Genomic DNA, 23,359 nt, shown 5'->3' with positions numbered 1-23,359 from the left:
GGGTGAAATAGGGGATAACCCTGTCGGCGCAAGCGGTGGGGGCGACGTCGTGCGATGCCGATGCGTGGCTTACAGCAGCCACTCGATAGGCAGGATGGAGAAGAACCAGACACTCAGGCGCTGGTTCCATTTGGTGTTCGGCTCAGTGTCGTAGCGAATGACCGTATCGTCGGAGAGGCGCGTCCAGTAGAGTTTGCCGTTCTCGTCGAGGTGCGCCTGATATGCGAGCTGCGGTACGCGCGTCCAGAACGCTTTTTCGATCTGTCTGGCGAGCACGGGGCTGTCGATCACGAGCCCGAGTTCGGTGTTGAGGTTGGCCGAGCGCGGGTCGAAATTCACTGAGCCGACGAATACGCGCTCCGCATCCACGGCGAAGGTTTTGGCGTGCAGGCTCGACCCCGAACTGCCGAACGGGCCACTGCCTGCGCCTTTTCCCGCGGCTTTGTACGTACCCTTGCTGGTGCCCGCCGCGCTCCGCAGCTCGAACAGCTCCACACCGCCTTTGAGCAGCGCCACGCGGCGCCGCGCGTAGCCGGAATGGACGGCGGAAACATCGGTGGCTTCGAGCGAGTTCGTCAGCACGCGCACGGTCACGCCCTGGGCGGCGAGCTGGGTGAAGTATTGCGTGCCCACCTCGCCCGGCACGAAGTACGGCGAAACCAGATCGAGTTCACGGTGCGGATCGCCGACTATCTCGTGGAGCTGACTGAGGATGAGTGTGTCCTTGGGCGCCTTGCCCAGCGCTTTCGCCGGGTCGTCGCTGACCAGTTGTGTCCTGGCCCATTCGAGCGGCAGCGTGCCGTCCAGCAGGCGGCGGACGTCGGTGGTCTTGCGCAGCGATTCGATGTATTCCGCCGCGGCCGGATCGGTGCGCGCGGCAAGCGCTGCGCGATCGAGCGTGGCGAGTGCATCGGGCGCCACGTACGGCAGGATTTGCGACGCGGGGAATGACGAAGCGCTGGCCCAATAGCGGTCGAAGTCGTTGGCGACATCGGTGGCGGCGGGGCCGATCGCGAGCACGTCGAGGTCGGCGAACACAACGCCGTCGGTCGCGCCGAAATATTCGTCGCCGATGTTGCGGCCGCCAAGAATGGTCGCTACGCCGTCAGCCGTGAGCGACTTGTTGTGCATGCGCCGGTTCAGCCGCGAGAAGTCAGTGAGAAAGCCGATGGCTTTGGGCTTGCGCGTGACGAACGGATTGAAGAGCCGAACCTCGATGTTGGGATGCCCATTGAGTGCCGCGAGCGTGGGATCCAGTGAGGACGGAATGCCGTTGTCGTCGAGCAGCAGGCGCACGCGCACGCCGCGGTCGGCGGCCTCGCGCAGTTCTTCGAGCAACAACGTGCCCGTGAGATCGTTGCGCCAGATGTAGTACTGGACATCCAGCGTACGCTGGGCGTTGCGCACGAGCGCCACGCGCGAGGCGAAGGCGTCGAGCGGGTCCGCAAGCGGGTCGATGCCGGTGAAGTCGGGATGGGTGGCGAGTTCGGCCGCTACGGCGGTGCCGAGTTGAGTCGATCGCGCTTCGGCTGACGAAAGCGCCGTGGTTTGCGTGCGCTCGCCGAGCGGGGGTAACTGCTGACACGCGGCAAGACCTGTGGCAAGTGCGATCGCGCACAGCGGCAACGCCATGGCGCACAGTTTTCGCGACCCGTCTGCGGCCAGCGCGATGAGCGATCTTTGCATGGAGCGTTCGCTTTTCCTTGTCGATCCCGCTTCGAGGCGCGAAGCGCGGGGCTTCGCGGGTGAGCGTGCAACGACGTTAGCTTACGCGATTGGCGTGGCAGGCACCACGCCAGGCGTACAGGCTTGGGGGCGAAGGCGGGGGTTGGTGCGCGTCGAGCGCGGCTTGCGAGTTCTGATTTTCACGCGTTTTTCTCCGGGAAATCACTTTGCATTGCCAACTAATTCTCGTGCTTCGGCAAGAGCGAGAACGGGACCTGTCGAGCAATGAGAAGCGGCTAGTCTCGGCGGCTGTTGTTTTCAGAGCTTTCATTTTACTTTCGCGGCGAGGCGGGCAAACTCAAGGGAGGGTCGCCCTCACGCCTTCTGTCATCGACGCAGCATGTCTGCAATCGTCTGTGTGAGCAGCGTCTGCTTGTGCGCCTTCCGGTGAATCATCCCCACCGTGCGGATGAATGGCCGCCCGGGAAGTGACACGAGCCGCAAATTCGGATCGCTCTGCCATTTGCCGCCTTGCAGAACGGGCAACACACTCACGCCCACGTCGTTGCGCACCAGCGAGACGATCGTTTCGATCGAGTTCAGCTCCAGATATTCGAGCGGTTCGATGCCTAGCTCGCCCAGTGCGTGGTCGATCACGACGCCCGTCGGCACGCGCCGGTCGAAGCGCAGAAAGCCTCGCTCGCGCAGGATGCGGCGCGCATCGTCGCCGGGCGTCGCGCGGCTCGTCACGAGCATGAGGGGCTCTTCGTAGAGCGGCGTCCACGCGAGTGACTCGTGAAGCGAACCATCTGCACTGCCAACCACGACGGCGAGGTCCACGTCGCCGTCTTCCACCATGCGCGCCAGCTCGGTCGAGCGCGCCGAGGTGAGGCGCACTTCGAGTTCCGGGTGGCCGGTTTTCAGGTGCGCGACCGCAAGCGAAAGCGCGCCGATCACCGACACCACCGCGCCGATGATGATCGAGCCGCGCATCGTGTCACCCGCACTGGCGGGCAGCTCGTCGATCAGCGCGAGAATGTGCTCGACCTTCGCGCAGATCTCGCGGCCTTCGCGCGTGAGCGCGACCTGGCGCGCGCGGCGGTCGAAGATCTGCCGGCCGAGCGCCTCTTCGAGCCCGCGCATCTGCAGGCTCACGGCCGCCTGTGTGAGCGCCGTCTTCTCCGCCGCAGTGGCGAACGACCCGCTGCGCGCGACGGCCTGCAAGGTGCGGAGCATGCGTAGGGTGAGCATGTAAATAAAACTTAAGTGTCGAGAATAAAATATTAATATTTTTTTGCCCAATCCTTCAAGATAATCGATAAATCGGCATGAGCCGTGCGCGCCGCAACTGAGTGCGGCGGTGCGCGCGCCGCTGCTTTCGTTCATTACCGGAATTCGAACTTCCATGACGCGCTTCAACTGGCAAAACCCCTATCCGACGCCGCGCCTGCCGGTGTTCGCCCGCAATATCGTTTCGACGTCGCATCCGCTTGCCGCGCAGGCCGGGCTGCGCATGCTATGGAAAGGCGGGAATGCCATCGACGCCGCAATCGCCGCCGCAGCCGCCATCACCGTGGTCGAGCCGGTCTCGAACGGTCTGGGCAGCGACTGCTTCGCGCTCGTGTGGGATGGCGCGAAGCTGCACGGCCTGAACGCGTCGGGCAATGCGCCGGCGGCGTGGAGCGTCGATTATTTCCGCAGCAAATACGGCGAGGAAAACGGTCTCGCGAAGCAGCCCAAGCGCGGCTGGGACACGGTGACCGTGCCGGGCGCGATCGCGGGCTGGGAAGCGCTGCATGCGAAGTTCGGCAAGCTGCCGTTCGGGGACCTGATGGAGCCGGCCATCGAGATCGCGGAGCGCGGCCATGCGGTGGCCACCATCGTCGCGCGCAAGTGGCAGGCGGCGATTCCCGAATTGCACAATCAGCCTGGCTTTGCCGAGACCTTCATGCCGCGCGGCCGTGCGCCTGAAGTGAGCGAGCGCGTGTGCTTCCCCGGCCATGCCGCCACGCTGCGGCGCCTCGCGGAACGCGGCCCGCGCGACTACTACGAAGGCGAACTCGCCGAGCGCATCGGCGCGTTTGCACGCGAAGGCGGCGCCGCGCTCACGCTGGACGACCTGCGCAACTATCGCCCGGAATGGGTCGAGCCGATCGGCAAGAACTATCGCGGCTACACGGTCCACGAGATTCCGCCGAACGGGCAGGGCATTGCCGCGTTGATCGCGCTCGGCATTCTCGAACAGTTCGACATGGGCTCGCTCGCGCTCGACAGTCTCGAATCGCAGCATCTGCAAATCGAGGCCATGAAGCTCGCGTTCGCCGACGTCTATCGCTACGTTGCCGATCCGCGTTCGATGGAAGTCACGCCCGAGCAGATGCTCGACGACGCCTACCTGAAAGAGCGCGCGAAGCTGATCGACCCGAAGCGCGCAACGCAGTTCGACTTCGGCATGCCGCGCTCGGGCGGCACGATCTATCTCTCGGCCGTGGATGAGCGCGGCATGATGGTGAGCTTCATCCAGTCGAACTACATGGGCTTCGGTTCGGGCGTGGTCGTGCCGGGCACGGGGATCGCGCTGCAGAACCGCGGCTGCGGCTTTTCGATGGACCCGGTTTCGCCGAACGTCGTGGAAGGCGGCAAGCGCCCGTTCCACACCATCATTCCGGCGTTCCTCACGCAGCAGGTGGACGGCCGCCAGGAAGCGGTGATGAGCTTCGGCGTGATGGGCGGCGATATGCAGCCGCAAGGGCATTTGCAGTCGGTCGTGCGCATGCTCGACTACGGCCAGCAGCCGCAGGCCGCGTGCGATGCGCCGCGCTGGAAGGTCAACCGCGACTTCACGCTCGATATCGAATCGACCTTCAACCCGCAGACGGCCCGCGCGCTGCAAGGGCTCGGGCACGAGATCAAGGGCATCGACGATCCGTACATGGACTTCGGCTCGGGCCAGTTCATCTGGAAGCTCGATCGCAACGATCCCGAGCGCGGTTATGTGGCCGCGAGCGACACGCGCCGCGACGGGCTCGCGGCGGGATTCTAGGCGGCGAGCAGCGTTTGCCGCGAGCGGGAATGCCTCGCTCGCGGTTCACGGCGAACAATGAGTAGACCAAATAAAAATGGAGGAGACTGACATGGAGACCGGTTCATCGGCTTCGGGAGCGCCGCTCAGCCGCGGCATGGTGCGCCGCATCGTGTTCTCCTCGTCGATCGGCAATGCGCTGGAGTGGTTCGACTTTCTCGTGTACGGCTACTTCGCGCCCATCATCGCGAAGCAGTTCTTTCCCGTGCACGATGAATGGCTCTCCACACTGCTCGCGGTCGGCACCTTCGGCCTCTCTTTTCTCATGCGTCCGCTCGGCGCGATCGTGCTGGGTACCTACGGCGACCGCAAGGGGCGCAAGGACGCCCTCACGCTGGCTATTGCGCTCATGATGGCGGGCACGCTCGCCATGGCGGTCATGCCGCCGTATGCGTCGATCGGCATCGCCGCGCCGCTCCTGATCCTGCTCGCGCGCCTCGTGCAGGGCTTTGCGGTGGGCGGCGAATTTGGCAGTGCGACGGCGTTCATGGTAGAGCACAGCCCCGCGAAGCGCGGCTACTACGCGAGCTGGCAGTTCGCGAGCCAGGGCGCGGCTGCGATTCTCGCGGCGTCGTTCGGCGGCGTGCTCGCGTGGTGGCTGCCGCTCGAGCAACTGCAGGCGTGGGGCTGGCGCGCGCCGTTCTTCTTCGGGCTCGTGCTCGGGCCCGTGGGCTGGTACATCCGCTCGCATCTGGATGAGACGCCCGAATTCGTCGCGAACCAGCAAGCGCACAGCGAACAAGATGCGCGCGCAACGAATGAGCCGGGACTCGGCCGGCAATGGGTAAGCCTGCTGCTCGCGGTGGGTATCGTTGCGCAGTCCACCGTCGGCGTGTATATCCTCCAGCTCTATATGCCGATGTACGCGGTGAAACAACTCCACATGGCGGCAGCAACCTCGTTCGGCGTGGTCGTGCTCAATGGCGGCCTGCAGTTTGCGCTTTCGCCGGTGATGGGCGCGCTTTCGGACCGCATCGGGCGCATCCGCATCATGCTGACCACGTCGATTCTGCTTGCGGCGCTCACGTATCCCATGTTCGCGCTGTTGCAGCGTCACCCCACGCTAGGCTGGCTGCTCGTGCTCCAGGGCGCGGCGGGCATCTTCAAGGCGGCCTATTCGGGCCCGATGCCAGCGTTGATGTCGGAGATCTTTCCCGTGCGCGTGCGCTCGGCGGGGCTTTCCATCGCGTATAGCCTTGGCGTGACGCTCTTTGGCGGCTTTGCGCCGACGATTGCCGAAGTGCTGATTCACGTAACGGGCGATACGCTCGCGCCCGCGTATTACGTCTCGCTCGCCGCCGTGATCTCGGGTGTTTCGCTCGCGATCGTCGGCTGGCGGACGATGCGGCAAGCTTCGATGCGGACCACGCTCGCGAGTTGAAAGTCTGAAGTCCGAACTGACCCGATTGTTGTTGCGCCCGCAGAATCGCCCTTTAAAACAGGGCGTGAATGCGGGCGCGGTGTCTTTTCACGACTTCTTCGTGACTTCGTGCGGACCTCGCTGAAGCGTCACGGAAGTGGTGATATAGTCGCCCCCTCACCGCCGTCCGGCGGGGCGAGCATTACGTTTTGTCAGGTTTCGGGAGAGTATATGGCAGTCGAATATCGTGGCTTTCGAGTCACTGTCGATGCGAAAGCAGACGCGACGGACACGCAATGGCTGTGCCGCGCGGTTTTGGAAGGTGTTGACGCACAAGTGGAAACGGCGAAGTTGCCCAGCGTGGAGCTTGCCATTCCCAAGCTGAAGATCGATGTGCTGATGGCGCTCAGCGTGGTCGAGCAAACGGCGAAGCAGGCCGTCGACGAATGGTGGCAAGCCAAGCAGCCGGAAATGGCCTGATGATTCAGGCGCTGGCAACCCCGATGCGGTTGCCGCGCCTCGCGCTCAACGCGAGCTGACTAGATTCCGCGGCTTGCCTTCGCAAAACGCCGCAATGTTTTCGACGAGTTGATCCGCAAGCGCCTGCATGGCTTCATCGCTCGCCCACGCAACGTGGGGTGTGAGGATGAATGCCGGATGCGAGACGATGGCCTGAAACGGGTGATCGGCAGGCAACGGTTCCTGCGTCACGACATCGAAGCCCGCGCCTGAAATCGCGCCGGTTTGCAGTGCATCCACCAACGCCGCTTCGTTCACGAGTCCCCCGCGCGCCGTGTTGATCAGCAAGGGCCGCCGCTTCATGCGCGCAAACGCCGTGGCGTCGATCAGATCCCGCGTTTCCGCGGTGAGCGGACAGTGCAGCGTGATGATGTCGCTTTCTTCGAGCAGCGTTTCGAGCGGCACGTAGCCCGCTTGCGCGTCGTTGCGCGTTTTGCGCGCGGCGAACAGCACGCGCAGGCCTAGCGCGCGTCCCATTTGCGCGACGGCTTGTCCGAGTGCGCCGTCCCCGATGACGCCGAGCGTCGAACCCGCGAGATTGCGGATCGGAAAATCAAAGAAGCAGAACTGTCCCGATTCGAGCCAGCGGCCTGCGCGCACGGCGTCGCGATACGCGGCCAGGCTACGGCGCAGCGCGAATATCAATGCGAACGTATGCTCCGGCACGCTATTGCCGGCGTAGTCGCGCACGTTGCTCACGACGATGCCGCGCGTTGCGCAGGCGTGCAGATCCACGTTGTCCGTACCCGTAGCGGCGACAGCGACCATGCGAAGACGGGGCGCGCCAGCCAGTGCTTCGTCGGTGATGCGCGCCTTGTTCGTGATGACGATATCGGCGTTGCCAATGCGCGCGGCGACCTCCTCGGGCGCGGTGCGCTCGAAGATTTCCAGTGTGTGGTCGAAAGGCAGCGGACGAAGCCGCGTCTGGGGCGCGAGCGTCGCGCGATCGAGAAAAACGACGTGCATGGTGTCTGGCCTGAGCGAAAGAGGGGCAGTACATCTATTGTCGCGCACTGTGTGCCGGGTTGGCTTGCTCGATCCGCCAACTGACTTTCCGATGAGGAAATTCGCAGCAACGCCGCGCACGAGATGAAACGACGCGAAAGTCGCGAGCGCGAGAGGCGTTCGCGCAGCCTTTCCATTTGCTCAAGTCAGATTGAGCAAGCATCGATTATCAAAGGGTGCGGTCAGGTTCATGATGTCTCCCATAGTCAGGCGCAGACAGTGAGGAGACACAGCCATGCCACGACCACTCGAAGGAATCCGCGTTCTGGAGCTCGGACAGCTCATCGCGGGTCCGTTTGCTGGCCGCATGCTCGCCGAATTCGGCGCGGGCGTCATCAAGGTGGAACCGCCCGGCGTGGGCGATCCGTTGCGCAAGTGGCGCCTGCTGCACGACGGCACGTCGGTCTGGTGGGCCGCCCAGTCGCGCAACAAGGAATCCGTCACGCTCGATCTGCGCACGCCCGAAGGGCAGGACGTGATTCGCCGGCTCGTATCGGAAACCGACGTGCTGATCGAGAATTTCCGCCCCGGCACGCTCGAAGGCTGGGGCCTCGGCTGGGACGAACTCAGCGCGATCAATCCCGGCCTCATCATGTTGCGCGTCTCGGGCTACGGGCAGACTGGCCCGTATCGCGACCGGCCCGGTTTCGGCGTGGTCGCGGAAGCGATGGGCGGCCTGCGTCACCTGAGCGGCGAGCCGGACCGCACGCCGGTGCGCGTGGGCATCTCGATCGGCGATTCGCTCTCCGCGCTGCACGGCGTGATCGGCATCTTGCTCGCGCTGCGGCACCGCGAGCAGCAGGGCGGCAAGGGCCAGGTCGTGGACGTCGCGCTCTACGAGTCGGTCTTCAACATGATGGAAAGCCTGCTGCCCGAGTATTCGGTGTTCGGCGCCGTGCGCGAGCCGGCGGGCAGTAGCCTGCCCGGCATCGCGCCGAGCAACGCCTACCGCTGCAGCGACGGCAAGTACGCGCTGATCGCAGGCAACGGTGACAGCATCTATCGCCGCCTGATGGAGCTGATTGGCCACCCGGACCTGGGCAGCGACCCCGCGCTCGCGCAGAACGACGGACGCGTCGCGCAAGTCGAGCGCATCGACGCCGCCATCGGCGAATGGACCGCGCGACATACGCTCGACCAGGTGCTCGCTGCACTCAACGAAGCGCGCATTCCTGCGGGCCGCATTTACGATGTCGCGGACATCGCCGCCGATCCGCATTACCACGCCCGCGAGATGATCGTGGACGACACCTTGCCCGACGGCACAGCGGTACAGGTGCCAGGCGTGGTGCCCAAGCTGTGCGGGACGCCCGGCACGATCGAGCGTAGCGCGCCGAAGCTCGGCGAGCATACCGACACGGTGCTGGAATCGATAGGTGTGGACGCCGCAACGCGCGAAGCATGGCGCGCGCGTGGCGTGATCTGAACGGAGAGCGGCAAGATGACGATCGGAAATAAAGAGAACTTTAAGGGCAAGGTGCTGTATCTCAACGAAGTCGCGACGCGCGACGGCTTTCAGAACGAAGCCGCCTTCATCGACACCGACGACAAGATCGCGCTGATCGACCGCCTGAGCGCATGCGGCTACGCGAAGATCGAAGTGACCTCGTTCACGTCGCCCAAGGCGATTCCCGCACTGCGCGACGCCGAGGCGGTGATGCATGGCATCAAGCGCGTGCCGGGCGTCGTCTATACGGTGCTCGTGCCGAACGTGCGCGGCGCGGAGCGCGCGCTGTCCTGCAACGTGAATGAAGTGAACCTCGTGATGTCGGTGAGCGAGACCCACAACCGCACCAACCTGCGCATGACGCGCGAGCAGTCGTTCGCGCAGTTGCGCGACGTGATCGACGCGGTGCGCGGCACGGGCGTGGCGATCAATGTTTCGCTCTCCACAGCAATGGGCTGCCCGATGGAAGGCGACGTGCCCGTGACGGACGTGCTCGGCTGGATGCAGCGTTTCGCCGAACTGGGCGTGCAGGGCGTCACGCTGTGCGATACGACCGGCATGGCGCATCCCGCGCAGGTGCACGCGTTGTGCGAAAGCGCTTCGCAGGCGTTCGGCGCGCTCGAACTCACGCTGCACTTCCACAATACGCGCGGCATGGCGCTTGCCAACACGCTTGCTGCGCTCGATGCGGGCATCGTGCGCTTCGACGCCTCGCTGGGCGGTCTTGGCGGCTGTCCGTACGCGCCGGGCGCGAGCGGCAACGTGTGCACCGAAGAACTCGTGCACATGCTCGAACTCGACGGCTACGACGCCGGCGTCAATCTCGCCGCCGTGCTCGACGCCGCCGCGCTGTTGCCCGGCCTGATCGGCCACGACGTGCCCAGCCAGATTCTCAAGGCCGGCCGGCGCCTCGACCTGCATCCGGTTCCGGAGCAGCCGCAAGGCATGCCCGTACAGCGGGCGTTCTCATGACAAGGAGCGAAGCATGGCGTTGATCGACCACCTCGACCATCTGGTGCTGACCTGCGTGGACCCTGAGGCCACGAAGCACTTCTATACAGAAGTGCTGCAGATGCAGCTGGAGACCTTCGGCGCGGGGCGGCTCGCGTTTCGCTTCGGTAATCAGAAGATCAATCTGCATGTGCGTGGCGCGGAATTCGAGCCCAAGGCACATGTGCCGGTGCCGGGCGCGCTCGATCTGTGCTTCATCGCCGCGGTGCCGCTCGACGCGGTGATCGCGCATCTCGCGGAGAAGAACTGGGCGATCGTCGAAGGTCCGGTCGAGCGCACGGGCGCGACGCAGAAGATTCGCTCCGTTTATGTGCGCGACCCGGATCTGAATCTCATCGAAATTTCCGAGCTGATCTAGGCCGGGTCATCCCTCTCGCCAGTTTTCGCCGTTGAGCCGGGGGGCGCCGGTTAGGCGGCGAGCGCGCCGGCCCGCATGGCCGGCACGCGGACGCGCATCGCAGCACGTCCGCCTCTTCATCCCCTGATCTGCACTTCCTTCCAGGCCCGCGATGCAGGACAATCGTCTCTCGCGCCGGCTTTACCCCATCCATCATGGTCAATCCACTTCACTTCGATCTGCAGTCGCTGCGGGTCTTTCTGCTCGTCGCGGAACATGGCAGCCTCACCAAGGCCGCCGAGCACGGGCAGCTCACGCTTTCGGCCGTCAGCAAGCGCATTGCCGAACTCGAAAGCGTGGCCGACTGCGCCTTGTTCATCCGTCGCGCGCGCGGCGTGGATCTCACGCCCGCGGGGCATGCGCTGCTAGCGCACGCCACGCGCGTGGTTGATCAGGTGAACCGCATGGCCACCGAAATGAGCGACTACGCCGCCGGTGTGCGCGGGCACGTGCGCATGTGGGCGAATACGTCGGCGATCGTGCAGTTTCTGCCCGTCGATCTCGCTTGCTTCCTGAACGAGCATCCGGGCATCAAGGTCAGTCTCGAAGAGCGGCTGAGCCATGAAATCGTCGAGGCGCTCGGCGCTGGCAAGGCCGACCTCGGCGTGTTCGCCGACAACGTGCCCGCGCCCGGCATCGAGCGGCGGCTCTATCGCCGCGACGAACTCGTGCTGCTCGTGCCGCGTAGTCACCGGTTTGCGCAACTCGACGTGATCCGCTTCGCGGATACGCTCGATGAAGACTACGTGGGCTTGAGCGATGCCAGCTCGCTGCTCGCGCGGATGACGGACGCGGCGTTCGCCATCGAGCGATCGCTGAAGCTGCGCATCCAGGCCTCGAACTTCGACGGCGTGTTTCGCATGATCGAAGCGGGGCTGGGTATCGGCGTGCTGCCGCGCGACGCGGTTAGCGACGAGCGCGGCAAGGCCGGCGTCGTCAAGGTGAAACTGGCGGACACGTGGGCTACGCGCACGCTTTGGGTCGGGATGAAGGCAGACAGCGCGCCAAGCTCGGACATCGTGAGCCTGTTCGATTACATGTCGGCGCGCGCGGCGCAATGAAAACCGGGGCGGCCCCGCATGACGCGGCAGCCGCCCCGATGATCCAGGGACGCTCGAGGAATCGGGCGGTCAGACCGGATTGATCTCGTCCTGGCTGCGCCGCGTGGTGAGGGGCCCGAGAACACGCAGGGTCACGGCGACGATGGCCAGCGCGGCGGAGATCACGCCAAACATCGCGATTGGACCGTGCTGCGTGAGCACCGGCAACAGGATGAAGGGCAGGGCGCTGCTCATGATGCGCGAGAGCGAATAGGTGCTGCCAATCGCGGTCGAGCGCACACTGGCGGGGAAAATCTCGGCTTGGTACACGTGGTAAGCGTTGCTGAACACATTCGACGCACAGGTCGTCAGCACGCCGAAGCAAACGATCAGCGCAGCCTGCCCCGAATACGCGAAGCCAAGGCCAAAAATCGCAATGGAGATGAGCGAGGCGATCACGAGCGTGCGGCGCTCGATCCAGTTCAGCAGCGGCACGGAGAGCAGCGAGCCGATCGGGTAGCCGAGAAACGAGAGCGCGACGAACAGCGTGCTGCCCGTTACGTCGATGCCGCGGCTCTTCACGACGACGCCCGCAAGCGTGCCGAAGCCGTAGTAGCCGAAGGCCTGGAACAGGTGAAACACGACGAGCATGATATAGCGCTTGTCATAGGGTGCGCGCCGCAGCACGGCAATGCGCTCGGAGAGGCGCATCGGATGCTGGCGCGTTTGCGGCTCGCCAAAGCGCTGTGGCATCTGCGCGCCGGCGCTTTGCGCGAAGCGGCCCAGCATCGCATAGGCTTCGTCGGCGCGGCCTTGCGCCAGCAGCCAGCGCGGGCTTTCCGGCAGGCGATGCTGCACGGCCAGCACGAACAGGGCGCCAAGGCTGCCGATGGCGAGAATGATGCGCCATCCCACGATACCGCCGAGATGCAGTGGGTTGAGCCACACCGCGAGGAAGCCGACCAGCGGCACCGCGACATACGAGGTGGTATAGGCCCACGCGGCCATCCTGCCGCGTTTTTCCTTCGGCAGGATTTCCGAAAGGAAACTATCGGCCACCGGATAGATCGCGCCGACGCCCACACCGGTCAGAAAGCGGCAGACCACCAGCATGGTGGCGTTCACGGAGAACGCGGCGAGCAGCGAGAAAGCGCTGTACCACACGAGCGTGAACAGGAAGGCGCGCCGCCGGCCGATGCGGTCGGCGAGACTGCCGAGGAACAGCGAGCCGAAGAACATGCCGACGAAGGCCGAGGCGAGGAGGAGTTTGAAGGCGAGACTGTGCGCATCGAGTCCGTATTCGTTCTGCAGCGCGGAGCCGATCGAACTGACGAGGAAGATCTCGTACATGTCGAAGAAGAGGCCAATGCCGATCACCCACACCACGAAGCGGTGCAGCGCGCCCACGGGCATGTCGTCCATGAAGCTGCCGAGCGTGACGCCTTGGGCGCTTTGAAACGGGGCTTGCGCGGTGAGCGGGCGGCGTGGCGCTTCGCCTGGCGCGCTGCCGCCGAGGTCCAGGGGATGGCTGTTCATGCTGTCTCCAGTATTTTCGATGCCGCGCCATGAGCCGCGGTCGGGGCGCAACTCCGTACGAACGGTACGGAACAGGCGTGATGGCAAGTGTGGGAGATTTTCGCGAGCGCGAAAATTGAGGAAGGGTGAAGCGTGCTTTCCCGCGGGGAAAGGCTGGGGGCGCGGGCGGCGCGTTCGAGGCGCGCCTTTGCGCCCGAACTGCACCCAACTTTGCGTTTGCGAGCCCCGGACAGGCGCCGCAGTTGACGATGACCTCATCGCGGCTGCGGTCCGTCATGCCATCACAGGGCGCCCCTGGCGGAGGCAAATGGCGATCGGCTAAAGCGAATGCGCGAAGTGATCAATGCTTCACCGGTGGCGGTCGTATATTCGATTATCGAATTGGGGCGCACGCTGCAAGTGCCGATTGGCGCCGTATATGCCTGGTCGATCAGGCATCTGGACGAGATTGAGCACGCTCGGAATACCTACGATCAAAGGGAAGGTCGGTGACTTCGATTCAACAGGGCGGTCGCCGCTGACACTCAATATGTATGCGCTCGATGGCGCTCCGCGCTCACGCACATCTGGCCTTGGAACAGCCTCGATGAGCGTATCGCGATTCGCGCCAAATCGTTTGCCGACGGCATCTGGCCGCCGAAGGGCGGACCGGAGTAATTCCACGAAGCGACTTCCACGATCTGGATTCCGACCGTCGATTCGCCGCTTCGGCCTAAACGCCCAGATAGTCCTGCAGTTGGATCATCTCGCGGCGCAGCGCCTGCGAATCGCCCTTCCAGGCGACACGCCCTTTATCGACGACATAGTGACGGTCGCCGAGCGCCAGCATGGCTGCGAGGTTTTTGTCGATGCACAGGATCGACAAGCCGCTCGCCTTGAGCTGCTTCAGGCAACTCCAGATTTCGCCGCGAATCATCGGCGCCAGGCCTTCTGTCGCCTCGTCGAGGATCAGCAATTGCGGATTGGTCATCAAGGCGCGGCCGATCGCGACCATTTGCTGCTCGCCGCCCGACAGGTTGCACGCGAGGTGCTTCTCGCGCTCCTGCAAGCGGGGAAACAGTGCGTAGACGCGCTGCAGCGTCCACGGCTCCTGCTTGCCATGGCCGCGAGCGGCCGTGGCAAGCAGATTTTCGCGCACCGACAAGCGGGGGAACACCTGGCGGCCCTCGGGCACGAGACCGAGTCCCGCCCTGGCAATGCGATGCGATGGCAGCGTGTGCACCGCTTTGCCGTCGAACACGATCTCTCCCCTGGCCGCGCGCATCAGCCCCGTGATCGATTTGACCGTGGTGGACTTGCCCATGCCGTTGCGCCCGAGCAGGGTAACGAATGCACCGCGCTCGATGTCGAGCGTCATGCCGAACAGCGCCTGGCTTGCGCCGTAAAATGCGTCCACGCCGCACACGGACAACAGGGAATTCATTTGGTGGCTCCGGTCATTTCATTGCGAGTCTCGTCGCCGAGATAGGCATCGCGCACTTCGGCGTTGCAGCGGATCGCCGCGGCCGTCCCGCACGCGATCGCGCGGCCGTAGACGAGCACGGTGATGCGGTCCGCCAGCGCGAACACGGCGTCCATGTCGTGTTCGACGAGCACGATCGCGTGCCCGCCTTTCAAGTCGGCGAGCAGTTCGGTCATCTGCTCCGACTCGGCCTGGCTCATGCCCGCCATGGGCTCGTCGAGCAGCAGTAGCTGCGGCTCGCCGGCGAGCGCCATCGCAAGCTCCAGTTGCCGGTGTTCGCCGTGTGCGAGCGCGGCCGCCGGAACCTGCATGCGGCCGGCGAGGCCCACGCGCGCGAGCACGGCTCTGGCCGGTTCGATCAGCGCGGTGTCGTTGGCCGCCGCGCGCCAGAAGCGAAAACTGTGGCCCTGCAACGCCTGGAACGCGAGAGCGACGTTCTCGAGCGCCGTGAATTCGGGGAACACGGACGTGATCTGGTAAGAGCGCGCCAGACCCGCGTGAGCGCGCTGTTCGATCGACATCGAGGTAATGTCTCGGCCGCCGAAATGGATCGTGCCTTCGTCGGCCTTCGACTCGCCGGCGAGCAAGCCGATCAGGGTGCTCTTGCCAGCGCCGTTCGGGCCGATGATGGCATGCAGTTCACCGGGCGCCACCTCGAGGCAGAAGTGATCCGTGGCGGTCAGGCCACCGTATCGTTTGACCAGGCGGTCCACACGCAACAGGCTCATACCTTGCTCTCCACTGCACGCGCATGGCGCGCGATCCGGACTTCCAGGTCTGTCAGCAGTCCATAGAGTCCACGGCGTGAGAGCAGCACGGCGACCACGATTAGTGGTCCAAAGATGATCATCCAGTGGTCCGTGTAGCCCTTGAGCAACTCCTCGACCGTCAGCATCGCGGCGCTGCCGATCACCGGGCCGATGAGCGAGCCCAGGCCGCCCAGCACGACCATGGCGATCAGGTCGCCCGATGTTGTCCACGTCATATAGGCCGGCGAGACGAAGTGCGTCAGGTTGGCGTTCAACATGCCGCTCACCCCGCACGCCATCGCGCTGATGACATACGCAAGAAGCTTGTACTGCAGTGTCGCGAAGCCCAGCGCCCGCATGCGTCTGTCGTTCTGGCGGCTACCGCGCAGGACCATGCCGAAGCGTGCGTTCACGATCCTGCTGCCCGCCCACAGGCACGCGCACAGCACCGCGAAGGCGACGTAGTACAGCACGTTCGGGTCGTCGAGCGTGAGGCTGCCAAAATGGCTCCCCGAGCCGATCGACAGGCCGTCATCGCCTCCGTATTGCTTCAGGCCCACGGCGAGGAAGTAGAACATCTGCGCAAAGGCGAGGGTGATCATGATGAAGGCGATGCCCGACGTGCGCAGTGAAATCAGGCCGGTGATGGCGCCCGCCACCGCGCATAGCACCAAAGTTACGGCCAGATGCACGAAGCCATTGTCGACGCCGTAATAGCCGAGGATGCCGACGACATACGCGCCAAGGCCAAAGAACAGGGCATGGCCAAAGCTCACCATGCCGCCGTAGCCGATCAGCAGATCGAGAGAGACGGCCGCGATGGCGACGATGACAATGCGGCCGAACAGGGCGAGATAGAACGGTTGCTGCGCCAGATGGGCGTAGACCGGGACGAGTGCCAGTACCGTGAGCAGCAGGACAGGCACGAGGGTACGCAGGGATATCTTCATGTGCATCATTACCCGTGTTTGACAGGAAACAGGCCTTGCGGGCGAATGGCCAGCACGGCCGCCATGAGCAGATAGATCGACATCGACGCGAGCGCCGGGCCGGCCGTGTCCGCCGTGCTCCGATTGAGCATGCCGCGCAGCAGCGCGGGCAGCAAGGTGCGGCCGATGGTATCGGCCACGCCGACGATCAGTGCGGCAAGAAATGCGCCGCGCACCGAGCCAATGCCGCCGATGACGATCACGACCATCGTCAGGATCAGGATCGGCTCACCCATGCCCGGCTGTATCGAAAGGAGCGGTCCGGCCATGAGTCCGGCGACGCCTGCGAGGAGCGCGCCGAGCCCGAACAGCAGCGAATTCAGCAGCGTGATGTTCACGCCGAGCGCACCGACCGTCGCACGGTGCGTGGAGCCCGCGCGGATCAGCATGCCAAAGCGCGTCTTGTGAATCAGCAGATAGCACCCGCCGGCGACGGCGAGGCCAACCACGACAATGGCGAAGCGGTAGGCCGGATACCGGATGCCGAACAGGTCGACGGTGCCCGAAAGCCACTGCGGCACGTCCATGTAATAGGGCGAGGCGCCCCAGATCATGCGGGCCAGTTCGTTGAAGAACAGGATCAACCCAAAGGTGGCGAGCACCTGGTCGAGATGATCGCGCTCATAGAGCCTGCGCAGCGCGACGAACTCGACGATCAGTCCGAGCAGCAGCATCGCCGGGACGATCAGCACGGCGGCGAGCGCGAACGACCCGGTGTGGTTATAGATCGAAGCCGCGATAAAGGCGCCCATCATGTAAAGCGAGCCGTGCGCGAGGTTCACGAAGTTCATGATGCCGAACACGAGCGTGAGGCCGGCCGCCATCAGGAACAACAGCACGCCCAGTTGCAGTCCGTTCAGGCACTGCATGATGAAGAGTGCAGGTGTCATGCTGCCCCCAGGCAAGATAGTGGGTTAAGGGTGAGTCGCGTCGTCGTTTGCAGGACCAGCGGGACGCAATAGCGGTGCTTGTCGCGATTGTTCATGGTTGTTCATGGCGCAAGAGTCAGTAAGCCTGCGACGCCGGCATAGGCGTCGAGCGTGGACGCGGGGCGTACGGACAGCGTGTGCGCGTTGGGCGACCAAACGACCTGATCGATGCCGATTGGCGGTGCATCGGCAAGTTCGCCACCCGATGTCAGTGCCGCAAAGTACAGCGTTGCCGACGTGACACTGGCCGGGTCGATTGCGCCGTCAAATGGCAAGCTCAGCATGGGACGCAGGCTGAAGCCATCGAGCTGGTTGAGAATGGCCGTATCGTGGCAATCGTCGGGACGCTTGCTACAGTCGGGCATCGGCAGGTTGATCCTCGGTCCACAGCTGGCGTTCGCATCAAGAAATCCTTCCTGAAGGTGGCAGCGCCGGCGGGACAGGGCCGCCGGCCTCCGGCATTACCGTGCGGGCTTGATGTTCTGGTTACGATCGAAGTAGTTCTCCGGATCGTAGGTCGCCTTGATGCGCTGCAGCCGCTGATATTTCTTTTCGCCGAACGCCGCGCGAATGTCGGCGTTGGTGGTGTCGGACGCCATGTAGTTGGTATAGGCGCCGCCAGCGTTGAATGGCGCCAGTGCCGCTGCGAAGCGTTTGACCCAATCGTGGTTGACCTCGTCGTCGGCGATATCCTTCCATTCCCCCACGATCATCGCGTTATAGGGGGCATGACGGAAATTGATGGCCGCGCTGTCCGCGTCGATGCGGCTAATCTGGCCGGCCAGCCGTTCGATCACGATCTTGCTCAGCGGCGAGGGGCTGGTTTCAACGAAGTGGACCACGGCCTCCACGACTTCGTCGTGCATGCCGTTGAGCGTCTGGGTCTTCCAGTAGTGACGATCGTCCCAGGGCGCCTTCGGGTCCAACAGGCGCTGCGCCTGGCAGTAGGGTAGTTCGACCGCCATGTCGGCAATCGGGTGACCACAGGCGCGAATCTGCTTGAGCGTTGGTTCCGCGGCCGCCATGTCGCCCATGAAGCGCACCATGATGCCCAGTTGCGTGCGGCCTTCCTTGTTGCGGCCGAAATTGAACTCGATGGCGCAGGCGTCGGGCAGCTCCGGAGCAATGCGGCGGAAATTGGCCAGCACCCGCACGGCCTCGTCGAACGCGAAGTAGATAGGCCCGGTAACGGTCTTGGTGCCAACCGGATGGACGTTGAATTCGAACGATGTGACGATGCCGAAATTGCTCGCCCCGCCATGCAGCGCCCAGAACAGATCCGGCTCGCGGGTCGAGTCCGCTGTGACGACGCTGCCGTCGGCCAGCACCACCTCGGCGGAACGCAGATTGTCGCAAGCCAGGCCGAACAGGCCGCGCAGCGCGCCAATGCCGCCGCCCAGCGTGAGGCCGGCCACGCCGGTTGAAGAGACGACGCCTCCGGGGCTTGCCAGGCCATGCAACTGGGTAGCCGCATCGTAGACACCCCAGGTCGTGCCCGGGCCGCAGCGCGTCACTTGACGCGCCGGGTCGACCTGCACCTCCTGCATCTGGCGCATGTCGAGCACGATACCGTCCTGACACAACGCGAAGCCGAAGGCATTGTGGCCACCGCCACGCACCGACAACGGCACGCCAACCGAGCGCGACGCCTTGATGGCAGCCACGACGTCCCGGGTGTTTTCACAGCGGATCACGCCAAGCGGCACCGGGTGTGCGGGCGCCGCGGAAAAGCCGTACAGGCGCGTTGCCTCGCGAAACGCCTGGCTGCCTGCCAGATGCAGCGGGCGGTGGGTGATCTGTTCGATTGCCTTAACAACACTGCTGTTCATTTTTATCCCTCGATGCGATGCGTGCGTGGACGCAATTCAGAAATTGGGGGTCGTGCCAGACATCTGCGGTACGGCGTTTAGTTTCGCGGTGCTCCAAAATGCGGTTCACCCAGCGCCGGCGTGGTGAGCAGATAAATGCCCGTGTTGCCGAAGGCCCAGATGAGCTTGCGGTCCCATTCGATGAACACGTTTTCCATCGGCGTGGCGTATGAGTGGGTATTGGCAAAATCTCCCGTCATGCGCGGCACGAAGTACGCGGCGATGGTGGCGTGCGACGGATCGCGAATATCGAACACCTGAATGCCGGCGTTCATGAATGGGTAAATGGCGATGCCCGAGTGGGCGGCTCCGGGCTGAAAGTAATAGCCGGGACGCTTGGGGCCGAACTTGCCGCGGCGTAGCACGAAGTCCGTGTAAGGCGCGTCAGCGGGTGGCACGGGCCGCGGCAGCACGCCGACGAGGGTTGGATGGGCCGGGTCTTTGACGTCGATTACGAAGATGTCCTTGTACGGCTCGTACCCGTCTTCATTCATCGGATAGCCGTTGACCAGCACGATCCCCAGATCGTGGGCGCGCGAAGCGTCGACGTTGTCTCCCTCCACGCCGCCCACGTTCAACGGCAGATCGAGGCTGCCTGCGGTTACCGGATTGGCGGGGTCCGCAAGGTCGACGACGTGAAAGCCCAGGCCGCCCATGACCGTGTAGCCATAGCGGCCACCCTGTTCGAGCGGCGGGTTGACGGCAATCGGCATGCGTGCGCCGAGCCACGACGTCTGGTTGCCGTACTGGCGCAGGGCCCGGTAGGCGCGATCCTCGCCGAGGCGCTGGCCCGGCACCCACCACGTGGAGACGAGCCGCGGATTGCACGGATCCTCCAGGTCATAAATCAGTTGTGCCGGAGAATAGACGTAATTCGGGTATTCCTGATTAACGAAGGTGTTGTCCGGCGCCGCGGCGATAAACGCGTACCGGCCCCCGTGATAAGTCGGCACATCCAGCGCGCCGGAGCCTTGCTGCACGCGGCCGTGCGGATGCAACGCGTCGGTGCTGACTTCCGCGAGCAGATGCCACTCGGTCGGGCTCGTCAGTTCGAAGACGCGAAAACCCCGAAACATCGGCTTGGCCATCAGACCGGCGACGCGCTCCGGTTCTGCATATTTGCCACCGTCGCCCATCGCGCCGAGCCCGCGCGGCACCTCGACCGACTGCAGCATGATCCACTTGCCGAGCTTCGCGTTGAACGCGATGGTGGACGCTCCGAACGATTCGCCGCCGGAAAACGTCTTGTCCACCAGCACCTTCAGTTCACGCGGGTCGGTGATGTCATAGATGTTCAGGCGAGTCTTGAAGTAGTTGTACATATAGCGCCGGCCGGCCCAGTCGATGATCTGTTGCCAGCAGACCGACGGGCTGACCACGATGGGCCAATGGGCTTCGACGGTCATGTTGCGGCAGTACTGGCGATTCTCGAGATAGTCGAGGCTATCCGCGACGGGGCGTGCATGCGGATAGAAAGGAGCGGCTTGCGGGTGAATGAATTCTCCGGTCGCCGCGTCAATGCCATAGCTGGACAGTGACGCGTGCGACGGTTCGTTGGTGCCTCGAACATGAGCCGGTTCAGACATGTTGCTGCCTCCTCCATAGAGCTTGTCGATCTCCGCGATGCACGACGCGCCGGGGCATCAAAGTACGGAAGTGTTTGGTTCTGCAATCGATTGCATTATCGATATTCAAACTGCGTCTGTCAAATAGTTTCATGAACTTCAATTCGACTGAACGAACCGCCCCAAACTGGCGTTTCCCCAATCCGAGTGAGCGTTGGGTGCCCCGAATTTATATCCGTCAAGCCTGTGATTCGGGTTTTCCCGGGCTTGGCCGGGTGGGCGGCCATGGTACGCGCGATGCACATGGCTAACAAATGCTTGACGCGATTTTCGCTGATGGATAGCATGCAATCGATTGCATTTTCCGGCGTGACGGCGGTATGCGGTGCGGTACACGATCGCGCCTGCCTTCATGTCTTGCGGGCGCCAGACGGAACCCGGCGCGTGAGAATGCCGGGATGTCGACAACGATCGATCAACGAGCACTTACCTGGAGACAACTGTGGTCATGAAATTGCGAACGACGTGTACCAAGCTGGCGTTGCTCGGCGCCGTGTTTTGCGCTGTGAATGCGGGCGCACAAGTGAAGATTGGCTTTCTCGGCACGCTATCGGGCCCCGGCGGCGCGCTCGGACAGGATCAATACGACGCGTTCATGCTCGCCATGGCGCAAAAGGGCAACAAGCTCGGCGGCGTGCCGGTTCAGGTCATCAAGGCCGATGACGAACTGAGACCGGACATCGGCGTGCAGGCGGCACGCAAGCTGATCGAGGAAGACAAGGTCTCCATCATTACCGGCATGACTTTCGGCAACGTCATGATGGCCGTGGCCAAGCCGATCACAGCTGCCGGCGTCGTGCTCATCAGCTCGAACGCAAGTCCTGCGCCGCTAGCCGGCAAGGATTGCGCACCGCTCATGTTCTCCGTCTCCTCGGGCACGATGGACCAGATCAACGAGTCAGGCGGCAACCTGATGCAAGTACTGGGCTACAAGCGTGTCTATGTCATGGCGCCGAACTATCAGGCCGGACGCGACGCAATTCAGGGTTTCAAGCACACGTACAAGCAACCACTGGTCGACGAAGTCTATACGCCGCTGAACCAGCTCGATTTTTCGGCTGAAATCGCGCAACTGCAAGCTGCCAACCCCGATGCGGTCTATGTTTTCTATCCGGGCAGCCAGGGGGTCAATTTTGTGAAGCAGTATCGCCAGGCGGGCCTCATGGGCAAGCTGCCGCTGGTTTCCGTGGCCACGGTGGACGGCACGACGCTGCCGGCGCTTCAGGAGGCGGCAGTGGGGGCAATTACCGCGTCCGCGTACTCGCCCGATCTGGACAATGCGCAGAACAAGCAATTTGTTGCAGCGTTCAAACAGAAGTACCGTCGCGCACCATCGATGTATGCGGCGGCATCGTACGACGCCGCGCAATTGCTCGACGTCGCGCTGCGCAAGGTGGGCGGCAACGTTACGGACAAGAACGCGTTACGTGCCGCGATCAAGTCGTCGGAATTCGAGTCGGTGCGAGGCAATTTCAAATTCGATACCAATCAGTTTGGCCGCGTCGATTTTTATCGAGTCGATGTCGTCAAGGATGCAGCGGGTGTCGATTTTGCAACCCATTCGAAAATCAAGGTCAATTATCGCAATCGCCTGGTCGACGAGTGCTCGATGAAGTAAGCAGCCGCGAGGCTGCGGCAGACCAATACCCAGACAACCCCAAATTTTTTCAAAGCGAGGCGGGATTCATGAACCGAAAAACAATCTATGTCATTGCCTTGTCGGGCAGCTTGCGCAAAGCCTCGACGAACACCGCGCTCCTGCGTGCCGCCCAGGAGGTCGCTCCAGAAGGCATGACGCTGGAGATCGTTGGCCTGGGCGATCTGCCGTTCTACAACGAAGACGTCGAGAAGGCCGGCATGCCAGTCGCGGTCGTTACGCTGAGCGAAAAAATCCGCCGCGCCGACGCCGTGCTGCTAGCCACGCCTGAGTATAATTTTTCGTTTTCCGGCGTACTGAAAAATGCCCTGGATTGGCTTTCACGTCCTCCCGGCGCATCCGCGCTCGCGGGCAAGCCGGCGGCAATCGTCGGCGCTGGTGCGGGTTTGGGGACGGCGCGCGCGCAGGCTCATCTGAGGCAGGTTTGTCAGGCGCTCGACATGTTGACGCTCAATAAGCCGGAGGTCCTGGTCACGCAAACCTGGACGCGTTTTGACGCACAAGGCCAGTTGACCGATGCGCAAACGCGCGAGGTGCTGACCGGTTTCATGGCTCGATTCGGCGACTGGATCGAACGCCTGACTCAAGCAGATCAATTCACGGAGGTAGAAGCATGACGCATCAACGAAGCTATATCAAACGCGACAACGCGCAGGCGCGCGCCTACTCGCCAGCGGTCATTACGCAAGGCGGCCGCATTGTGTGGCTGGCCGGTCAGACCGTGGTGGCCGATTGTGAAGGGCGTTCGCTGGCGGGAAATTTCGAAGGGCAGGTGCGCGAGATATTTGCGCTGATCGGAGCCACGCTGGAGCAGGCGGGCGGCACATTGACGAATCTGGTCACCATGACAGTCTCCATCACCGACGCACGCTTTGGCGATACGTTCACGCAACTGCGCAAGGAAATCTTCGCTGACAATTTTCCCGCCAGTGCGTTGATTACCGTAGCAGGCCTTGCGAAACCGGAAATGCTGGTGGAAGTCCAGGGCATTGCGGTGCTTGACTGATTGCAGCAAGAC

22 protein-coding genes are annotated in these 23,359 nt (G+C 63.5%); 11 read left to right on the top strand and 11 right to left on the bottom strand.

The window, feature by feature from the left end; translation table 11 throughout:
* Nucleotides 1-69: 69 nt before the first annotated feature.
* Entirely contained in the window at nucleotides 70-1,686 is a 1,617-nt protein-coding gene (locus M3I54_RS28145; protein WP_375542219.1) for a phospholipase D family protein, read from the bottom strand.
* 366 nt (nucleotides 1,687-2,052) lie between these two features.
* Nucleotides 2,053-2,916, bottom strand: coding sequence for a LysR family transcriptional regulator (locus M3I54_RS28140; protein WP_254341936.1), 864 nt, complete (start codon nucleotides 2,914-2,916; stop codon nucleotides 2,053-2,055).
* 154 nt (nucleotides 2,917-3,070) lie between these two features.
* On the opposite strand from M3I54_RS28140, the gene M3I54_RS28135 reads away from it, so the two are divergent.
* The 3 genes from M3I54_RS28135 to M3I54_RS28125 all read left to right on the top strand — a co-directional run bounded on the left by M3I54_RS28135 (nucleotide 3,071) and on the right by M3I54_RS28125 (nucleotide 6,587).
* Nucleotides 3,071-4,708 (top strand): gamma-glutamyltransferase family protein, encoded by a 1,638-nt coding sequence (locus M3I54_RS28135; protein WP_254341935.1) that lies wholly within the window; start codon nucleotides 3,071-3,073, stop codon nucleotides 4,706-4,708.
* A 91-nt stretch (nucleotides 4,709-4,799) separates the two neighbouring features.
* Entirely contained in the window at nucleotides 4,800-6,128 is a 1,329-nt protein-coding gene (locus M3I54_RS28130; RefSeq protein WP_254341934.1) for an MFS transporter, read from the top strand.
* A 210-nt stretch (nucleotides 6,129-6,338) separates the two neighbouring features.
* On the top strand, nucleotides 6,339-6,587 hold the full coding sequence (locus tag M3I54_RS28125) for a hypothetical protein (protein ID WP_254341933.1): 249 nt from the start codon (nucleotides 6,339-6,341) through the stop codon (nucleotides 6,585-6,587).
* Between the two features lie 45 nt (nucleotides 6,588-6,632).
* Here the strand turns inward: M3I54_RS28125 and M3I54_RS28120 are convergent, their stop codons facing one another.
* Nucleotides 6,633-7,592 (bottom strand): D-2-hydroxyacid dehydrogenase, encoded by a 960-nt coding sequence (locus tag M3I54_RS28120; protein WP_254341932.1) that lies wholly within the window; start codon nucleotides 7,590-7,592, stop codon nucleotides 6,633-6,635.
* Nucleotides 7,593-7,866: 274 nt separating this feature from the next.
* Here M3I54_RS28120 and M3I54_RS28115 point away from each other — a divergent pair, with 274 nt between their 5' ends.
* The 4 genes from M3I54_RS28115 to M3I54_RS28100 all read left to right on the top strand — a co-directional run bounded on the left by M3I54_RS28115 (nucleotide 7,867) and on the right by M3I54_RS28100 (nucleotide 11,547).
* On the top strand, nucleotides 7,867-9,057 hold the full coding sequence (locus M3I54_RS28115; protein WP_254341931.1) for a CaiB/BaiF CoA-transferase family protein: 1,191 nt from the start codon (nucleotides 7,867-7,869) through the stop codon (nucleotides 9,055-9,057).
* A gap of 15 nt (nucleotides 9,058-9,072) precedes the next feature.
* Complete coding sequence (locus M3I54_RS28110) at nucleotides 9,073-10,050, top strand: hydroxymethylglutaryl-CoA lyase (RefSeq protein WP_254341930.1); 978 nt, start codon at nucleotides 9,073-9,075, stop codon at nucleotides 10,048-10,050.
* 13 nt (nucleotides 10,051-10,063) lie between these two features.
* Nucleotides 10,064-10,447: a VOC family protein gene (locus M3I54_RS28105; protein WP_254341929.1), complete on the top strand. Its 384-nt coding sequence runs from the start codon at nucleotides 10,064-10,066 to the stop codon at nucleotides 10,445-10,447.
* Between the two features lie 194 nt (nucleotides 10,448-10,641).
* Complete coding sequence (locus M3I54_RS28100; protein WP_254341928.1) at nucleotides 10,642-11,547, top strand: LysR family transcriptional regulator; 906 nt, start codon at nucleotides 10,642-10,644, stop codon at nucleotides 11,545-11,547.
* A gap of 69 nt (nucleotides 11,548-11,616) precedes the next feature.
* Here the strand turns inward: M3I54_RS28100 and M3I54_RS28095 are convergent, their stop codons facing one another.
* The gene (locus M3I54_RS28095) at nucleotides 11,617-13,062 is read right to left on the bottom strand and encodes an MFS transporter (protein ID WP_254341927.1); all 1,446 of its coding nucleotides are present in this window, start codon (nucleotides 13,060-13,062) and stop codon (nucleotides 11,617-11,619) included.
* A 327-nt stretch (nucleotides 13,063-13,389) separates the two neighbouring features.
* Here M3I54_RS28095 and M3I54_RS28090 point away from each other — a divergent pair, with 327 nt between their 5' ends.
* Nucleotides 13,390-13,554, top strand: a complete 165-nt coding sequence (locus tag M3I54_RS28090) for a hypothetical protein (protein ID WP_254341926.1) — start codon at nucleotides 13,390-13,392, stop codon at nucleotides 13,552-13,554.
* A gap of 220 nt (nucleotides 13,555-13,774) precedes the next feature.
* Here the strand turns inward: M3I54_RS28090 and M3I54_RS28085 are convergent, their stop codons facing one another.
* The 7 genes from M3I54_RS28085 to M3I54_RS28055 form a co-directional block, all read right to left on the bottom strand.
* Nucleotides 13,775-14,485: an ABC transporter ATP-binding protein gene (locus M3I54_RS28085; protein WP_254341925.1), complete on the bottom strand. Its 711-nt coding sequence runs from the start codon at nucleotides 14,483-14,485 to the stop codon at nucleotides 13,775-13,777.
* A complete protein-coding gene (locus M3I54_RS28080; protein ID WP_254341924.1) occupies nucleotides 14,482-15,252 on the bottom strand; it encodes an ABC transporter ATP-binding protein in 771 nt (256 codons plus the stop codon). Before M3I54_RS28080 ends, M3I54_RS28085 begins: the two co-directional genes overlap by 4 nt.
* Nucleotides 15,249-16,223 (bottom strand): branched-chain amino acid ABC transporter permease, encoded by a 975-nt coding sequence (locus M3I54_RS28075; RefSeq protein ID WP_254341923.1) that lies wholly within the window; start codon nucleotides 16,221-16,223, stop codon nucleotides 15,249-15,251. The genes M3I54_RS28080 and M3I54_RS28075 overlap by 4 nt, the downstream gene beginning before the upstream one ends.
* Before the next feature lie 8 nt (nucleotides 16,224-16,231).
* Nucleotides 16,232-17,152 carry a branched-chain amino acid ABC transporter permease gene (locus M3I54_RS28070; RefSeq protein ID WP_254341922.1) on the bottom strand — a complete coding sequence of 307 codons (921 nt, stop codon included), beginning with the start codon at nucleotides 17,150-17,152 and terminating at the stop codon, nucleotides 16,232-16,234.
* Nucleotides 17,153-17,253: 101 nt separating this feature from the next.
* Complete coding sequence (locus M3I54_RS28065) at nucleotides 17,254-17,556, bottom strand: hypothetical protein (RefSeq protein WP_254341921.1); 303 nt, start codon at nucleotides 17,554-17,556, stop codon at nucleotides 17,254-17,256.
* Between the two features lie 96 nt (nucleotides 17,557-17,652).
* Nucleotides 17,653-19,020 carry an FAD-binding oxidoreductase gene (locus M3I54_RS28060; RefSeq protein WP_254341920.1) on the bottom strand — a complete coding sequence of 456 codons (1,368 nt, stop codon included), beginning with the start codon at nucleotides 19,018-19,020 and terminating at the stop codon, nucleotides 17,653-17,655.
* Between the two features lie 77 nt (nucleotides 19,021-19,097).
* Nucleotides 19,098-20,645, bottom strand: a complete 1,548-nt coding sequence (locus M3I54_RS28055) for an LVIVD repeat-containing protein (RefSeq protein ID WP_254341919.1) — start codon at nucleotides 20,643-20,645, stop codon at nucleotides 19,098-19,100.
* A 487-nt stretch (nucleotides 20,646-21,132) separates the two neighbouring features.
* Between M3I54_RS28055 and M3I54_RS28050 the strand changes: the two genes are divergently transcribed.
* The 3 genes from M3I54_RS28050 (at nucleotide 21,133) to M3I54_RS28040 (ending at nucleotide 23,347) form a co-directional block, all read left to right on the top strand.
* Nucleotides 21,133-22,302, top strand: coding sequence for an ABC transporter substrate-binding protein (locus M3I54_RS28050; protein WP_254341918.1), 1,170 nt, complete (start codon nucleotides 21,133-21,135; stop codon nucleotides 22,300-22,302).
* 68 nt (nucleotides 22,303-22,370) lie between these two features.
* On the top strand, nucleotides 22,371-22,958 hold the full coding sequence (locus M3I54_RS28045) for an NADPH-dependent FMN reductase (RefSeq protein ID WP_254341917.1): 588 nt from the start codon (nucleotides 22,371-22,373) through the stop codon (nucleotides 22,956-22,958).
* Nucleotides 22,955-23,347: a RidA family protein gene (locus M3I54_RS28040; RefSeq protein ID WP_254341916.1), complete on the top strand. Its 393-nt coding sequence runs from the start codon at nucleotides 22,955-22,957 to the stop codon at nucleotides 23,345-23,347. The genes M3I54_RS28045 and M3I54_RS28040 overlap by 4 nt, the downstream gene beginning before the upstream one ends.
* Nucleotides 23,348-23,359: the final 12 nt, after the last annotated feature.

Source organism: Paraburkholderia sp. CNPSo 3274, assembly GCF_024206475.1.
Lineage (GTDB): Bacteria > Pseudomonadota > Gammaproteobacteria > Burkholderiales > Burkholderiaceae > Paraburkholderia.
This window is presented reverse-complemented; position numbering and strand designations above follow the sequence as displayed.

Excerpts from the sequence above, each read along its gene's own strand:
- M3I54_RS28145 (WP_375542219.1), bottom strand. The coding sequence starts at position 1,686 with ATGCAAAGATCGCTCATCGCGCTGGCCGCAGACGGGTCGCGAAAACTG.
- M3I54_RS28140 (WP_254341936.1), bottom strand. The coding sequence starts at position 2,916 with ATGCTCACCCTACGCATGCTCCGCACCTTGCAGGCCGTCGCGCGCAGC.
- M3I54_RS28135 (WP_254341935.1), top strand. The coding sequence starts at position 3,071 with ATGACGCGCTTCAACTGGCAAAACCCCTATCCGACGCCGCGCCTGCCG.
- M3I54_RS28130 (WP_254341934.1), top strand. The coding sequence starts at position 4,800 with ATGGAGACCGGTTCATCGGCTTCGGGAGCGCCGCTCAGCCGCGGCATG.
- M3I54_RS28125 (WP_254341933.1), top strand. The coding sequence starts at position 6,339 with ATGGCAGTCGAATATCGTGGCTTTCGAGTCACTGTCGATGCGAAAGCA.
- M3I54_RS28120 (WP_254341932.1), bottom strand. The coding sequence starts at position 7,592 with ATGCACGTCGTTTTTCTCGATCGCGCGACGCTCGCGCCCCAGACGCGG.
- M3I54_RS28115 (WP_254341931.1), top strand. The coding sequence starts at position 7,867 with ATGCCACGACCACTCGAAGGAATCCGCGTTCTGGAGCTCGGACAGCTC.
- M3I54_RS28110 (WP_254341930.1), top strand. The coding sequence starts at position 9,073 with ATGACGATCGGAAATAAAGAGAACTTTAAGGGCAAGGTGCTGTATCTC.
- M3I54_RS28105 (WP_254341929.1), top strand. The coding sequence starts at position 10,064 with ATGGCGTTGATCGACCACCTCGACCATCTGGTGCTGACCTGCGTGGAC.
- M3I54_RS28100 (WP_254341928.1), top strand. The coding sequence starts at position 10,642 with ATGGTCAATCCACTTCACTTCGATCTGCAGTCGCTGCGGGTCTTTCTG.
- M3I54_RS28095 (WP_254341927.1), bottom strand. The coding sequence starts at position 13,062 with ATGAACAGCCATCCCCTGGACCTCGGCGGCAGCGCGCCAGGCGAAGCG.
- M3I54_RS28090 (WP_254341926.1), top strand. The coding sequence starts at position 13,390 with ATGCGCGAAGTGATCAATGCTTCACCGGTGGCGGTCGTATATTCGATT.
- M3I54_RS28085 (WP_254341925.1), bottom strand. The coding sequence starts at position 14,485 with ATGAATTCCCTGTTGTCCGTGTGCGGCGTGGACGCATTTTACGGCGCA.
- M3I54_RS28080 (WP_254341924.1), bottom strand. The coding sequence starts at position 15,252 with ATGAGCCTGTTGCGTGTGGACCGCCTGGTCAAACGATACGGTGGCCTG.
- M3I54_RS28075 (WP_254341923.1), bottom strand. The coding sequence starts at position 16,223 with ATGAAGATATCCCTGCGTACCCTCGTGCCTGTCCTGCTGCTCACGGTA.
- M3I54_RS28070 (WP_254341922.1), bottom strand. The coding sequence starts at position 17,152 with ATGACACCTGCACTCTTCATCATGCAGTGCCTGAACGGACTGCAACTG.
- M3I54_RS28065 (WP_254341921.1), bottom strand. The coding sequence starts at position 17,556 with ATGCCCGACTGTAGCAAGCGTCCCGACGATTGCCACGATACGGCCATT.
- M3I54_RS28060 (WP_254341920.1), bottom strand. The coding sequence starts at position 19,020 with ATGAACAGCAGTGTTGTTAAGGCAATCGAACAGATCACCCACCGCCCG.
- M3I54_RS28055 (WP_254341919.1), bottom strand. The coding sequence starts at position 20,645 with ATGTCTGAACCGGCTCATGTTCGAGGCACCAACGAACCGTCGCACGCG.
- M3I54_RS28050 (WP_254341918.1), top strand. The coding sequence starts at position 21,133 with ATGAAATTGCGAACGACGTGTACCAAGCTGGCGTTGCTCGGCGCCGTG.
- M3I54_RS28045 (WP_254341917.1), top strand. The coding sequence starts at position 22,371 with ATGAACCGAAAAACAATCTATGTCATTGCCTTGTCGGGCAGCTTGCGC.
- M3I54_RS28040 (WP_254341916.1), top strand. The coding sequence starts at position 22,955 with ATGACGCATCAACGAAGCTATATCAAACGCGACAACGCGCAGGCGCGC.